At 73.5% G+C, this 12423-nt stretch carries 11 protein-coding genes and 1 riboswitch; of the genes, 9 read left to right on the forward strand and 2 right to left on the reverse strand.

The window, feature by feature from the left end; translation table 11 throughout:
* The first annotated feature begins 56 nt into the window (after positions 1–56).
* The 4 genes from P0Y31_RS03790 to P0Y31_RS03805 all read left to right on the forward strand — a co-directional run bounded on the left by P0Y31_RS03790 (position 57) and on the right by P0Y31_RS03805 (position 5461).
* Positions 57–1505 carry a D-alanyl-D-alanine carboxypeptidase gene (locus tag P0Y31_RS03790; protein ID WP_275866722.1) on the forward strand — a complete coding sequence of 483 codons (1449 nt, stop codon included), beginning with the start codon at positions 57–59 and terminating at the stop codon, positions 1503–1505.
* 122 nt (positions 1506–1627) lie between these two features.
* Positions 1628–3199, forward strand: coding sequence for a histidine ammonia-lyase (gene hutH, locus P0Y31_RS03795; protein WP_275866723.1), 1572 nt, complete (start codon positions 1628–1630; stop codon positions 3197–3199).
* A 61-nt stretch (positions 3200–3260) separates the two neighbouring features.
* Positions 3261–4916, forward strand: a complete 1656-nt coding sequence (gene hutU, locus P0Y31_RS03800) for a urocanate hydratase (protein ID WP_275866724.1) — start codon at positions 3261–3263, stop codon at positions 4914–4916.
* 83 nt (positions 4917–4999) lie between these two features.
* Positions 5000–5461: a pyrimidine dimer DNA glycosylase/endonuclease V gene (locus P0Y31_RS03805; RefSeq protein WP_275866725.1), complete on the forward strand. Its 462-nt coding sequence runs from the start codon at positions 5000–5002 to the stop codon at positions 5459–5461.
* On the opposite strand, the gene P0Y31_RS03810 is transcribed toward P0Y31_RS03805, so the two are convergent.
* Complete coding sequence (locus P0Y31_RS03810) at positions 5458–5946, reverse strand: YbaK/EbsC family protein (RefSeq protein WP_275866726.1); 489 nt, start codon at positions 5944–5946, stop codon at positions 5458–5460. The genes P0Y31_RS03805 and P0Y31_RS03810 overlap by 4 nt on opposite strands.
* A gap of 245 nt (positions 5947–6191) precedes the next feature.
* On the opposite strand from P0Y31_RS03810, the gene P0Y31_RS03815 reads away from it, so the two are divergent.
* The 4 genes from P0Y31_RS03815 (at position 6192) to hutI (ending at position 11246) form a co-directional block, all read left to right on the forward strand.
* The gene (locus tag P0Y31_RS03815) at positions 6192–7304 is read left to right on the forward strand and encodes a hypothetical protein (RefSeq protein WP_275866727.1); all 1113 of its coding nucleotides are present in this window, start codon (positions 6192–6194) and stop codon (positions 7302–7304) included.
* Positions 7305–7432: 128 nt separating this feature from the next.
* Positions 7433–8725 carry an allantoate amidohydrolase gene (locus tag P0Y31_RS03820; protein WP_275866728.1) on the forward strand — a complete coding sequence of 431 codons (1293 nt, stop codon included), beginning with the start codon at positions 7433–7435 and terminating at the stop codon, positions 8723–8725.
* Positions 8722–10047, forward strand: coding sequence for a formimidoylglutamate deiminase (locus P0Y31_RS03825; RefSeq protein WP_275866729.1), 1326 nt, complete (start codon positions 8722–8724; stop codon positions 10045–10047). Before P0Y31_RS03820 ends, P0Y31_RS03825 begins: the two co-directional genes overlap by 4 nt.
* Positions 10044–11246, forward strand: a complete 1203-nt coding sequence (gene hutI / locus P0Y31_RS03830; RefSeq protein ID WP_275866730.1) for an imidazolonepropionase — start codon at positions 10044–10046, stop codon at positions 11244–11246. The genes P0Y31_RS03825 and hutI overlap by 4 nt, the downstream gene beginning before the upstream one ends.
* Here the strand turns inward: hutI and P0Y31_RS03835 are convergent.
* Positions 11243–11521, reverse strand: coding sequence for a DUF4235 domain-containing protein (locus P0Y31_RS03835; RefSeq protein WP_275866731.1), 279 nt, complete (start codon positions 11519–11521; stop codon positions 11243–11245). The two genes, hutI and P0Y31_RS03835, sit on opposite strands and share 4 nt — an antisense overlap.
* Positions 11522–11586: 65 nt before the next feature.
* A riboswitch (TPP riboswitch) is annotated at positions 11587–11689 on the forward strand.
* Positions 11690–11774: 85 nt separating this feature from the next.
* Here P0Y31_RS03835 and P0Y31_RS03840 point away from each other — a divergent pair.
* Positions 11775–12422 carry an ECF transporter S component gene (locus P0Y31_RS03840; protein ID WP_275866732.1) on the forward strand — a complete coding sequence of 216 codons (648 nt, stop codon included), beginning with the start codon at positions 11775–11777 and terminating at the stop codon, positions 12420–12422.
* Position 12423 lies beyond the last annotated feature (1 nt).

Genomic DNA, 12423 nt, shown 5'->3' on the forward strand with positions numbered 1-12423 from the left:
TCGGCCACAAATGGACACCGGTGGGGGGTACCCTCGCGGCGACCCAAGGAGCCGCCATGCCATCTCGCCGCGCCTCGAGGCCCCGTGCCCTGAGCCCCCGCCCGCTGTCCGCCGCCGCCGCTGTCGTCGTCGCCCCGTGGCTCGTGGCCGGCCTGGTGGCCGGTGGTGCGACCGCCGCGGCCACTCCGCTCCACCCAGCCGGTTCGGCAGCCCCTGCCCCCAGCTCCGCCTCGGGGCCGGCCACCCCTGCGCCGGTGCCCGTGACGGGCGACGACGACCTCGGCGAGTGGGCCACCGGCATCCCCGAGCCGAGCGCGGCCACCGAGCCCGCGCCGCCGGCGCCGACCACCGCGTCGGAGCTCTCGGCCGACCTCACGACCAGCATCGCGGGCAACCTCGCGACCCGTGGCCGGGACACCCGGCTCGGCTCCGCCTTCAGCGGCCAGGTGGTGGACCTCGCGACGGGAAAGGCGCTCTGGTCCCGGAGCACCACCACGGCCCGGCTCCCGGCGTCCAACCAGAAGCTCGTCACGGCCTACGTGGCGATGAAGTCGCTCGGCGGCCCGGCCACGCTCACGACGCCGGTGATGCAGGGCAGGACCTACCGCAGCTCGATCTACGTCAAGGGCGTGGGGGACCCGACCCTCACCTCGGCACGCCTGAACGCCATGGCGTCCACGACGGCGAGCCGGCTCAAGGCCCAGGGCATCGGCACCGTCAACGTCTTCGTCGACGACTCGCTGTTCCCCGCGCCGACGAACGCGACCGGGTGGAAGGCCGAGTGGGTGCCCGAGGAGGTCGCGCCGGTCCGCGCCCTCGTGGTCGACCAGGCCAACGTCGCTGACACGTCGCTGAACGCCGGCTACGTCTTCGCCAACCAGCTGCGGTCGCAGGGCCTCACGGTCAAGGCCGTCCGGCGCGCCGTGGTCGAGGCGGGGGCGAGCACCCTGGCCACGACGACGTCGCCGTCGATCGGCTCGATGGTGCAGGTCATGCTGAGCGCCAGCCACAACGACTACGCCGAGGCGCTCTACCGGCTCGCGGCCCTGCGCCGCGGCTACCCCGCGACGTGGTCCGGCGCCAAGGCCAACGCCCTCGACGTGCTGCGTCGCTACGGTGTCCACGTCACCGGGTTGTCCTTCTACGACGGGTCGGGCCTCTCGCGCTCCGACCGGATGACCGTGACCACCGCCCTCTACCTCCTCAAGCGGATGCGCCTCCAGGCGGACGTCGACACGGTCGTCTTCGCGGCGCCGGGCATGCCGACCGCCGGAGTGTCGGGAACGCTCAAGACCCGGTTCACCACGTCGCCGACGATCTGCGCCAAGGGCGTCGTCCGCGCCAAGACGGGCTCGCTCGACGACGTGGTGACCCTCAGCGGCATCGCCCCCGGCGAGGACGGCAGGGAGCGGCTCTTCTCGCTGCTGGTCAACTACAACACCGCGACGACCTCGGCACGGGCCGCCGTCGACGCCCTGGCAGCGACGGCGACGGGCTGCTACTAGGGGAGCTGACGGCGGGCCGCCGACGACGGCTGGCGACGGCCGGACCTCACCGTCTCGCATGCGAGACGGTATGCCGTGTGCGCGCCATCCGCGCGCGGCGGCCCTCCGCTGCAATGGGAGGCATGACCAGCACTGCCTCCCCCCGCCTCGCGACCGCGCAGGTGACCGTGGGCCTCGGCCCGCTCTCCTTCGAGGACGTGGTCGCCGTCGCCCGCCACGACGCCAGGGTGACCGTCGACGAGGACGCCCTTGCCGAGGTGCGGCGGACGCGCGGCGTCATCGAGTCCCTGGCTGACGACGCCCAGCCGCACTACGGGGTCTCCACCGGTTTCGGCGCCCTGGCGACCCGGCACATCCCCGTCGAGCTTCGGGCCCAGCTCCAGCGCTCGCTGGTGCGCTCGCATGCCGCCGGCTCCGGCGCCGAGGTCGAGCGCGAGGTCGTGCGCGCGCTGATGCTGCTGCGCATCTCGACCCTGGCGACGGGCCGCACCGGCATCCGGGAGGAGACGCTGCAGACCTACGTCGCCATGCTGAACGCCGGCATCACCCCGGTCGTGCACGAGTACGGCTCGCTGGGCTGCTCGGGCGACCTCGCCCCCCTGGCGCACTGCGCACTGGCGCTGATGGGCGAGGGCGTCGTCCGCGACGCGGCGGGCGAGCGGCTGCCGACCGCCGAGGCCTTCGCCGCCGTCGGGATCACGCCCGTCGAGCTGCGCGAGAAGGAGGGCCTGGCCCTCATCAACGGCACCGACGGGATGCTCGGGCAGCTCGTGCTGGCCATCACGGATCTGCGCCACCTGCTCACCGTCGCCGACATCACCGCGGCCATGAGCGTGGAGGGCCAGCTCGGCACCGACGACGTCTTCGCGGCCGACCTGCACGAGCTGCGTCCGCAGCCGGGCCAGGCGCTGTCGGCCGACAACCTTCGAAAGCTGATGCAGGGCAGCGGGATCCGCGAGAGCCACCGCACCGAGGCCTGCACCCGCGTGCAGGACGCCTACTCGCTGCGCTGCTCGCCGCAGGTGGCCGGTGCCGTCCGTGACACGGTGGCGTATGCCGCGCAGGTCGCCGGGTTCGAGCTCGCCTCTGCCGTGGACAACCCCGTCGTGACGAAGGACGGCCGGGTGGAGTCGAACGGCAACTTCCACGGCGCCCCGGTCGCCTACGTGCTCGACTTCCTGGCCATCGTCGCCGCCGACCTGGCCTCCATCTCGGAGCGCCGCACCGACCGTTTCCTCGACACCGCGCGCAGCCACGGGCTGAACGCGTTCCTCGCCGACGACCCCGGCGTCGACTCGGGCCACATGATCGCGCAGTACACCCAGGCGGCGATCGTCTCGGAGATGAAGCGCCTGGCCGCGCCGGCGTCGGTCGACTCGATCCCGAGCTCGGCGATGCAGGAGGACCACGTGTCGATGGGCTGGTCCGCCGCCCGCAAGCTCCGCCGTTCCGTCGACGGCCTCACCCGCGTGCTGGCGGTCGAGCTGCTGACGGCAGCCAGGGCCATCGAGCTGCGGGCGCCCGAGCAGCCGAGCCCCGCCACCGGTGCCGTGGTGCGAGCGCTCCGCGCGGCCGGTGCGCCCGGCCCGGGCACCGACCGCTTCCTCGCCCCCGAGATCGAGACCGCAGTGCAGCTCGTCGCCAGCGGCGCTGCCGTCGCGGCCGCGGAGAGCGTCACCGGCCCGCTCAACTGAACCAACCGGCATACCCCGTCTTGAACCCGTCCTGAACCACCAGCGCCCTAAGGAGAACGACATGGAAGGCGCCCGTCCCGTCCGCGCCCCTCGCGGCAGCAAGCTCACCGCCTCGCACTGGGGGGCCGAGGCCCCGCTGCGGATGCTCATGAACAACCTCGACCCCGAGGTGGCCGAGCGGCCCGACGACCTCGTCGTCTACGGCGGCACCGGTCGCGCGGCCCGCGACTGGAAGTCCTTCGACGCGATGGTCCGCACGCTGACCACGCTCAAGCCGGACGAGACGATGCTCGTGCAGTCGGGCCGGCCGGTCGGTGTGATGCAGACGCACGAGTGGGCCCCGCGCGTGCTCATCGCCAACTCCAACCTGGTGGGGGACTGGGCGACCTGGCCCGAGTTCCGCCGGCTCGAGCACCTCGGCCTGACGATGTACGGCCAGATGACCGCCGGTTCGTGGATCTACATCGGCACCCAGGGCATCGTGCAGGGCACGTACGAGACGTTCGCCGCCGTGGCCGAGAAGCGGTTCAACGGAACGCTGTCCGGCACGCTGACCCTGACCGGTGGCTGTGGCGGGATGGGCGGCGCGCAGCCGCTGGCGGTCACGCTCAACGGCGGCGTGTGCCTCATCGTCGACGTCGACCCAGCCCGACTGCACCGGCGCGTGGAGCACCGCTACCTCGACGAGGTCGCCTCCTCGCTCGACGACGCGGTCGAGAAGGCGCTCAAGGCCAAGGAGGAGAAGCGCGCCTGGTCGATCGGTGTCGTCGGCAACGCGGCCACGGTCTTCCCCGAGCTGCTCCGCCGGGGTGTCGCGATCGACATCGTCACCGACCAGACCTCGGCCCACGACCCGTTGTCCTACCTGCCCGAGGGCGTCTCGGTCGAGGACTGGCACGACTACGCCGAGGCCAAGCCGGAGGAGTTCACCGACCGGGCCCGCGCCTCCATGGCCCAGCACGTGCAGGCCATGGTCGAGTTCCAGGACGCCGGCGCCGAGGTGTTCGACTACGGCAACTCGATCCGCGACGAGGCCCGGCTGGGCGGCTACGACCGCGCCTTCGAGTTCCCCGGCTTCGTGCCGGCCTACATCCGCCCGCTGTTCTGCGAGGGCAAGGGCCCGTTCCGCTGGGCGGCGCTGTCGGGTGACCCCAAGGACATCGCGGCCACCGACCGGGCGGTGCTCGACCTGTTCCCCGACAACGACCGCCTGCACAAGTGGATCCGCGGCGCGCAGGAGCGGATCGCGTTCCAGGGCCTGCCCGCCCGCATCTGCTGGCTCGGCTACGGAGAGCGCGACAAGGCCGGGCTCGCGTTCAACGAGCTGGTCCGCTCCGGTGAGGTCAGCGCGCCGATCGTCATCGGCCGCGACCACCTCGACGCAGGCTCGGTCGCCAGCCCCTACCGCGAGACCGAGGCCATGCTCGACGGCTCCGACGCGATTGCCGACTGGCCGCTGCTCAACGCGCTGGTCAACACCTCGTCGGGTGCCTCGTGGGTCTCGATCCACCACGGTGGCGGGGTCGGCATCGGCCGCTCGCTGCACGCCGGCCAGGTCTCGCTCGCCGACGGCACCGACCTCGCGGCGCAGAAGCTCGAGCGGGTGCTCACCAACGACCCGGGCATGGGTGTCATCCGGCACGTCGACGCCGGCTACGACGTCGCCGAGCGGGTCGCGGCCGAGCGCGGGGTGCGGGTGCCGATGCGCGAGTCCTGACCGTCTCGGCGCAGCGGTGACGTATGCCGCGGGGGAGGGGCCGCGGCACACCTCACCGATGCGCTGGGGCAGGATCGGCGCCCATGAGGCTGTGGTCGCTGCACCCGAGGTACCTCGACCGGCAGGGGCTCACGGCGACCTGGCGCGAGGCGCTGCTGGCGCAGGCGGTGCTCGCCGGACGGACGAAGGGGTACACGAAACACCCTCAGCTGCGGCGTTTCTCGGCCACGGTGGAACCGGTCGCCACGGTGGGTGCCTACCTCGAGCAGGTGGCCGACGAGGCCTCTCGTCGGGGGTACCGCTACGACCGCTCGCGCATCATCGAGTGCCCGGCTGATCCTGCGCGTTGGGTGGGGCGGCTCGAGGTCACCACCGGGCAGCTCGAGCACGAGTGGGGGCACCTGGTCGCCAAGCTCACCCTGCGCAGCGCGGACTGGCTGGCGGCGATGAGGTCCGCGGCGGCACCGGAGGGCCGCGGGAGGCCCGAGCCGCACCCCCTCTTCCGGTTGGTCGAGGGGCCGGTGGCCGACTGGGAGATCGTCTAGCGCGCCTCGGGCGCGACGGGGTCGGTCACGTCGGCGACCTGTGCCTGCAGCGCCCGGACCACGTCGTCCGCCTGCGCCGTGACTGCCACCCCGTGGGCGCCGGCACCGATGGAGACGGTGCGGCCGGAGACGGTGGCGTCGGCGATGACGGGCCAGGGCCTCAGGGAGCCGAACGGCGTGATGGTGCCGCGCTCGTAGCCGGTGACGTCCTTGGCCGTGCCGGCGTCCGGCATCGAGAGCCGGCTGACCCCGAGCAGCCCCCGCAGCTTGGGCCAGGAGATCTCGCGGTCGCCCGGCACCAACACGAACAGGTAGTCGTCGTCGGTCCTGCGGACCACGAGGGTCTTGATGATGTCGCGCGGTGCGACGCCACGGGCAGCGGCCGCCTCCTCGAGGGAGCCGACCCGGCCGTGGCGGGTCACGGTGTGCTCGATGCCTGAGGCAGCCAGGGCCCGTGCCGCGCGTGCCTCGCCGTCCGTCGTCATGCGTCGACTCTAGGCCGCGTCGGCGGAGGACTCGTGCGAATGGGGGGCGCCACCGCCACCGGGCCTCGTGCTGCAGGCGTGGGGGACTACGCCATTCGTCGGTGGTCGCGGTTGCGTCCGTTTACCTTGACTGGACACAGCGCCTGAAGCAGTCCGGGCGGCAGCTGCGCATGAGGTCGGCAGGGGACGTCGACCCTCGCGCTGGGAAGGTCGACGAACACGTCATCAGGGGAATGAGGGGCACCATGCACGCACGCTGGATCCTGACCATGGCGACGAGCGCCGCGGTCGTACTCGCGACAGCCGGGACGGCGTCCGCGGCAGTGATCAACAGGACGCCGGAGCCGTCGTCACACGCCGACGACGGGACGGTCTACAACTCCGTCAGGATCGGTGGCCGCCTCTTCATCGGCGGCAGCTTCACCCGGGTCGACGGCCAGGCGCGGGGCCGCCTCGCCGCCCTCGACGCCGCCACGGGGTCGCTGACGTCGTTCCGCGTGGATGTCGACGGCACGATCGAGGCCCTGGCCACGGACGGCCAGAACATGCTGTTCATCGGCGGCAAGTTCAACAACGTCGGCGGGGTCCGGCGCAACAACGTCGCGGCGATCAACGTGTCGACGGGGACGGTGACCTCCTTCAACCCGGCACCCAACGGCAAGATCCGGTCGCTGGACCACATCAACGGCAAGGTCGTCTTCGGCGGCGGCTTCACCACGGCGGGCGGGGTGGCGACGACCAACCTCGCCGCCGCCGATGCAGGCACCGGTGCGGTCGACCGGGGCTTCCCGTCGGCCGACGGCGTGGTCCACACGGTGAGGACCAGTGGTTCGAAGGTCTACGTGGGGGGCGACTTCGCCAGGGTGGCGGGCACCTCGCGGCCGCGGGTGGCGGCCCTGTCGGCCTCGGGGCAGCTGCTCGGCTACCGCGCCGCGCTCACCGCGCCGGTGTACGACCTCGTCGAGGACGCTGCCGGGGTCTTCCTGGCCGTCGGTGGCGGCACCAGCAACGGCAACGCGCTCATCAAGACCACCACGGACGGCGCCGAGGTCTGGCGCGTCACGACCGACGGCAACATGCAGTCCGTCGAGGTGGTCGGTGACACGGTCTACGCGGCAGGCCACTTCAACTACATGTGCGGCACCACCATCAACGGGTGCGGGAGCAGGACGGCGGCGAAGAAGGCGCTCACGGCGGACGCCGGTGGCACGGCGCCGAACGCCTCGGCCTGGGCCCGGTTCAACAGCGCCCTGGGGGTCTGGGACTTCACCGAGGCGTCGGGCAACCTCTACGCGCTGGGCGTCTTCACCAAGGTCAACGGCGCCAACGTGCCGCGGATCGCTCGCTTCGCCATCTGAGCCGCCTCGCACGACCCGGATTTTCGTCTCGCACCCGAGACGAAAACCCGGGTGCGCGCGGCCCCGGGGGGCCGGCCGTGGTGTGCACTGGCCAGCAGAGAAGCGCACCGCGAGAAAGGACGGCAGGCGTGGCGCACAGGCCTGGCACGGTGGACTCCCCCCGAGGAGTGGCCGACGTCTTCGACCCGCTCTGGTCGGCCCTCGAGCCGGTCGGCCGTGACCCCCGCACGGGCGGGTACCGCCGGTTCGCGTGGACCCGCGAGGACCACACGCTGCGGGAGTGGTTCGCCGCGGAGGCCGCCGCCCGTGGCCTGGACCTCGTCGAGGACCGCGCCGGCAACCAGTGGGCCTGGTGGGGTGACCCCGACGCCGCCGCGGAGCGGGGCCTGGGCGGCGTCGTCACCGGGTCCCACCTCGACAGCGTCCCGGACGGGGGGGCCTTCGACGGCCCGCTCGGGGTCGTCAGCGCCCTGGCGGCCATCGACCTGCTCCGGGCGGCGGCGGCCCGCGAGGGCTGGCAGCCCGCCCGCCCCATCGGGGTGGTGAACTTCGCCGACGAGGAGGGCGCGCGCTTCGGCGTCGCCTGCGCCGGGTCGCGGCTCATCACCGGCGCCCTCGCCGCCCCGAAGGCCCTCGCGCTCACCGATGCCGACGGCACCTCCCTCGCCGAGGCCCTGCGTCGTGCCGGTCGCGACCCGCACGCGCTGGGCCCGGACCCGCAGGCGCTGCGGCGGGTGGGCTGCTTCGTGGAGCTCCACGTCGAGCAGGGCCGTGCGCTCGCAGACCTCGACCACCCGGTCGCCGTGGGCACGGGCATCTGGCCCCACGGCCGCTGGCGCCTCGACTTCCCCGGTGAGGCCAACCACGCCGGCACCACGCGGCTCGCGGACCGCCACGACGCGATGCTCGGGTACGCGGCGGCCGTGCTGACCGCCCGAGCGGCCGCCGAGCGGCACGGGTGCCTCGCCACCATCGGCAAGGTCGCCGTGCAGCCCGGCGGCGTCAACGCCATCCCCAGCGCCGTCACCGGCTGGCTGGACGCCCGCGGGGCCGACGAGGCCGCCGTGCGCGCGACCGTCGACCGGGTCCGTGACGAGGCCCTGCGGGCGGGTGCCACGGTCACCGAGGAGTCGTGGACCCCGACGACGGCCTTCGACGCCGACCTCGTGCGACGGCTCCGGGGCACCCTCGGCGCGGCGGGCCCGAAGGACCGGCCCGACGGCATACCCGTGCTCGGCACGGGCGCCGGGCACGACGCCGGCATCCTGGCGAACGCCGGCGTCTCCGCGGCGATGCTGTTCGTCCGCAATCCCACCGGTGTCTCCCACTCGCCTCGGGAGTGGGCTGAGCCCGATGATTGTCGAGCCGGGGTCAGTGCCCTGGCGGCGGTGCTCCGGGACCTGGCAGGGGAGGGTGCATGACGACCTACTGGGCTGAGAACGCCTGGCTGCCCGCCGGACCGGCGGCCGGTGTGAGGTTCTCCGTGGTGGACGGGCGTTTCGCGGGGGTGCAGGCCAGGACCAGGCCGGTGGACGGTGACGTGCGGCTGCCCGGTGTCACCCTCCCCGGCTTCGCCAACACCCACAGCCACGCGTTCCACCGCGCCCTGCGCGGGCGCACCCACGCCAACGGCGGCAACTTCTGGACGTGGCGCGAGCAGATGTATGCCGTGACGCGCCGCCTCAACCCCGAGACCTACCTCGCGCTGGCGCGCGCGGTGTTCTGCGAGATGGCGCTGGCCGGCGTCACGGTCGTCGGGGAGTTCCACTACGTGCACCACGACGAGGCCGGCAACCCCTACTCCGACCCCAACGTGATGGGCCGCGCCCTGGTACGCGCGGCCCGGGAGGCCGGGATCCGGATCACCCTGCTGGACACCTGCTACCTCTCGGGCGGCCTCAGCGGTGACGGGCACCTGCCGCTCGACGACGTGCAGCGCCGGTTCACCGACGGGGACGTGGAGGGGTGGGCCGCGCGCCTGGCCGGGCTGGAGGAGGACGACAACACGCGCATCGGCGCCGCGGTGCACTCCGTGCGGGCGGTGCCCCGCGAGCAGCTGGCACCGGTGGGGCAGGCCGCCGCCGGCAGGCCGCTGCACGTCCACCTCAGCGAGCAGCCGGCCGAGAACCACGCCGCCCAGATGTTCTACGGCCGCAGCCCGACCGAGCTGCTGGACGAGGCGGGCCTGCTCGGGCCGCACACCACGGCCGTGCACGCCACGCACATGGCCGACCGCGACATCAAGCTGCTCGGGGCCTCGCGCACGACGGCGTGCTTCTGCCCCACGACCGAGCGCGACCTCGCCGACGGGATCGGGCCCGCCAGGGCGCTCTTCGACGCGGGCAGCCCGATCGCGCTGGGATCCGACCAGCACGTCCTGATCGACCCCTTCGAGGAGCTCCGCGGCCTCGAGATGCACGAGCGGCTGGCCAGCGGCGAGCGGGGCCGGTTCACCCCGCACGAGCTCGTCGAGGCCGCCTCCCCCGCCGGCTACCGCAGCCTGGGGTGGCACGACGGGGGCCGGATCGCGGACGGCGCCCTGGCCGACTTCGTCGTCGTGCGCACCGACAGCGTCAACACGGCGGGCGCCCGGGCGGGCCAGGTCATCTACTGCGCCGACCGGTCCGACATCGAGCACGTCGTCGTCGGCGGCGAGGAGATCGTGCGCCAGGGCCACCACCGCATCGGCAACGTCGGGCGGCTGCTGGTGGAGGCGCTCGACCTCGTGCGCGGCCACGCATGAGCAGCGTCCTCGTCACCGGCATCGGCGAGCTGGTCACCTGTGACGGGACGACCCCTGACCGGCTCGGCATCCGCCGCGACGCCGCCCTGGTGGCCGAGGACGGCCGCATCGCCTGGGTCGGGTCGGCCGCCGCCGCTCCCGAGGCGGACCAGCGGGTCGACGTCGGCGGCCGCGCCGTGCTCCCGGGCTTCGTGGACTCGCACTCGCACCTCGTCTTCGCCGGCGACCGCGCCGAGGAGTTCGCCGCCCGCATGGCCGGGCAGCGCTACGACGGCGGCGGGATCGGCGTCTCCGTCGCGGCCACCCGGGCCGCGACGGACGACGAGCTGCGCAGCCTGGTGCAGGGCCGGGTCGCCGAGATGCGCGCGCAGGGCACGACGACGGTGGAGGTCAAGAGCGGCTACGGGCTGACGGTGGAGGACGAGGCGCGCGCCCTGCGCATCGCGGGCGAGTTCACCGCCGAGACCACCTACCTCGGCGCCCACGTGGTCCCGCCGGAGCACGCCGGCGACCGGGCGGCATACCTCGACCTCGTCACCGGGCCGATGCTGGAGGCGGCGGCGCCGTACGCGCGCTGGGTCGACGTCTTCTGCGAGCCGCACTCCGCGCACGCCTTCACCGGCGAGGAGGCGCGGGCCGTCCTGGTGGCGGGCCGGGACGCCGGACTGGGCCTGAGGGTGCACGGCAACCAGCTCGGCCCCGGACCCGGCGTGCAGCTCGCCGTCGAGCTGGGGGCGGCCAGCGTCGACCACTGCACCCACCTGTCGCGAGCCGACGTCGAGGCGCTGGCCAGCGCGGCGGGCACCACCGTGGCGACGTTGCTGCCGGGGGTGGAGTTCTCCACCCGCTCGCCCTACCCGGACGCGCGGGCCCTGCTCGACGCGGGCTGCTCGGTCGCGCTCGCCACCGACTGCAACCCCGGCACCTGCTACTCCTCGTCGATGCCGTTCGTCATCGCGCTCGCGGTGCGCGAGATGGGGCTGACGCCGGGTGAGGCGGTGTATGCCGCGACCGCCGGGTCGGCGCTGTCGCTGCGCCGCAGCGACGTGGGGAGGCTCGAGGTGGGGGCGCGGGCCGACCTCGCGGTGCTCGACGCGCCCTCCCACCTCCACCTCGCCTACCGGCCGGGGGTCCCGATCGCCCGGGCGATGGACCTGCCCGGCGACGGGTCCGCGGCGCTGGCGACCGACCGGGGCTAGGCCTCGCCCTCCTGCATCGGCGGCGGCATGTGCCCGGTGGACTTCTGGTAGTACTGCGCGGCCTTGCGGGTCACCACGACCCTGGCGGCGCCGACTGCCAGGCCGGTGAGGGCGGCGAACAGGACGGCGTCCTTCCACGGGGTGCGGGGGTCACGCGGGTCGAGGACCTCGTCGCGTCCCGCCTTCTTCCAGACCGTCTGGACGACCTTGTTGGCCGCGACGCCGGCGAGGAGTGCCGACCCGGTGCCGACGACACGCCACACGAGAGTTCCCACTGCTGCTCCTTCACATCGGCTTCCTGACTCTCCCCACCCTTGCACAGGCTCGGGTAATGTTCCTCGTGTAACGACAGGGGAGCGCGCAAGCGCTGAGAGTGCGGTTCGCCGCAGACCCTCGAACCTGCTCCGGTTAGCACCGGCGAAGGGAGTCGGGAATCTCGAGCACCCGTGTCGGCCCGCGGCGACGCCGTGTGCCGTCGCGGTGCTTCCCCCGAGGTATCCACCGGATCCCACGGGAAGAAGGACCAGCATGAGCACCACGAAGCTCCACACCGCCGCAGCGCGCGGCGCCTCCATCCGCGCCTCCCGCCCCCTGATGGGCTGGCGCACCGTCGACCTGCTGAGCGTGGCCTTCCTCGGCGCCGCGTTCGGGGTCGCCTACTGGGGCTGGGGGATCCTCTACAACGGGCCCCTCTCCGCCCTCCAGTTCGCCTTCGCCCCCCTCGGCGGCCTGTTCGCCGGCACCTGGTTCATCGCCGGTGTGGTCGGTGGCCTGGTCGTCCGCCGACCGGGCGCGGCGCTGCTGTGCGAGGTGATCGCCGCCCTGGTCTCCATGCTCCCGGGCACCGAGTGGGGCGCGACGGTCCTCGTCTCGGGCATCGTCCAGGGCCTGGGCGCCGAGCTGGTCTTCGCCCTCTTCGGCTACCGCTTCTTCGGCCTCCTGGCAGCGGTGCTCGCCGGGGCGATGGCCGGGCCCTTTGCCGCTGCCTACGAGTCGACCAACTGGATCCAGGACTGGTCGCTGGGCTGGAAGCTGGCGTATGCCGGTGTGCTCGCCTTCTCCGGCGCCGTGGTCGCGGGACTGGGCGGCTGGGCGCTGACCCGGGCGCTCGCGGGCGCGGGGGCGCTGAACGCGTTCCCTCCCGGGCAGGAGGCGCGGGAGCACCGCGCCGTCTGAG

The sequence above is a fragment of the Knoellia sp. 3-2P3 genome (genome assembly GCF_029223115.1).
GTDB lineage: Bacteria > Actinomycetota > Actinomycetes > Actinomycetales > Dermatophilaceae > Pedococcus_A.

What these genes read in the sequence shown, in the direction of transcription:
- P0Y31_RS03810 (WP_275866726.1), bottom strand. Translation starts at nt 5,946, where the DNA reads ATGACGACGGACGGCGAGGCACGCGCGGCACGGGCCCTGGCTGCCTCA.
- P0Y31_RS03840 (WP_275866732.1), top strand. Translation starts at nt 11,775, where the DNA reads ATGAGCACCACGAAGCTCCACACCGCCGCAGCGCGCGGCGCCTCCATC.
- hutI (WP_275866730.1), top strand. Translation starts at nt 10,044, where the DNA reads ATGAGCAGCGTCCTCGTCACCGGCATCGGCGAGCTGGTCACCTGTGAC.
- P0Y31_RS03815 (WP_275866727.1), top strand. Translation starts at nt 6,192, where the DNA reads ATGCACGCACGCTGGATCCTGACCATGGCGACGAGCGCCGCGGTCGTA.
- P0Y31_RS03825 (WP_275866729.1), top strand. Translation starts at nt 8,722, where the DNA reads ATGACGACCTACTGGGCTGAGAACGCCTGGCTGCCCGCCGGACCGGCG.
- hutU (WP_275866724.1), top strand. Translation starts at nt 3,261, where the DNA reads ATGGAAGGCGCCCGTCCCGTCCGCGCCCCTCGCGGCAGCAAGCTCACC.
- hutH (WP_275866723.1), top strand. Translation starts at nt 1,628, where the DNA reads ATGACCAGCACTGCCTCCCCCCGCCTCGCGACCGCGCAGGTGACCGTG.
- P0Y31_RS03805 (WP_275866725.1), top strand. Translation starts at nt 5,000, where the DNA reads ATGAGGCTGTGGTCGCTGCACCCGAGGTACCTCGACCGGCAGGGGCTC.
- P0Y31_RS03790 (WP_275866722.1), top strand. Translation starts at nt 57, where the DNA reads ATGCCATCTCGCCGCGCCTCGAGGCCCCGTGCCCTGAGCCCCCGCCCG.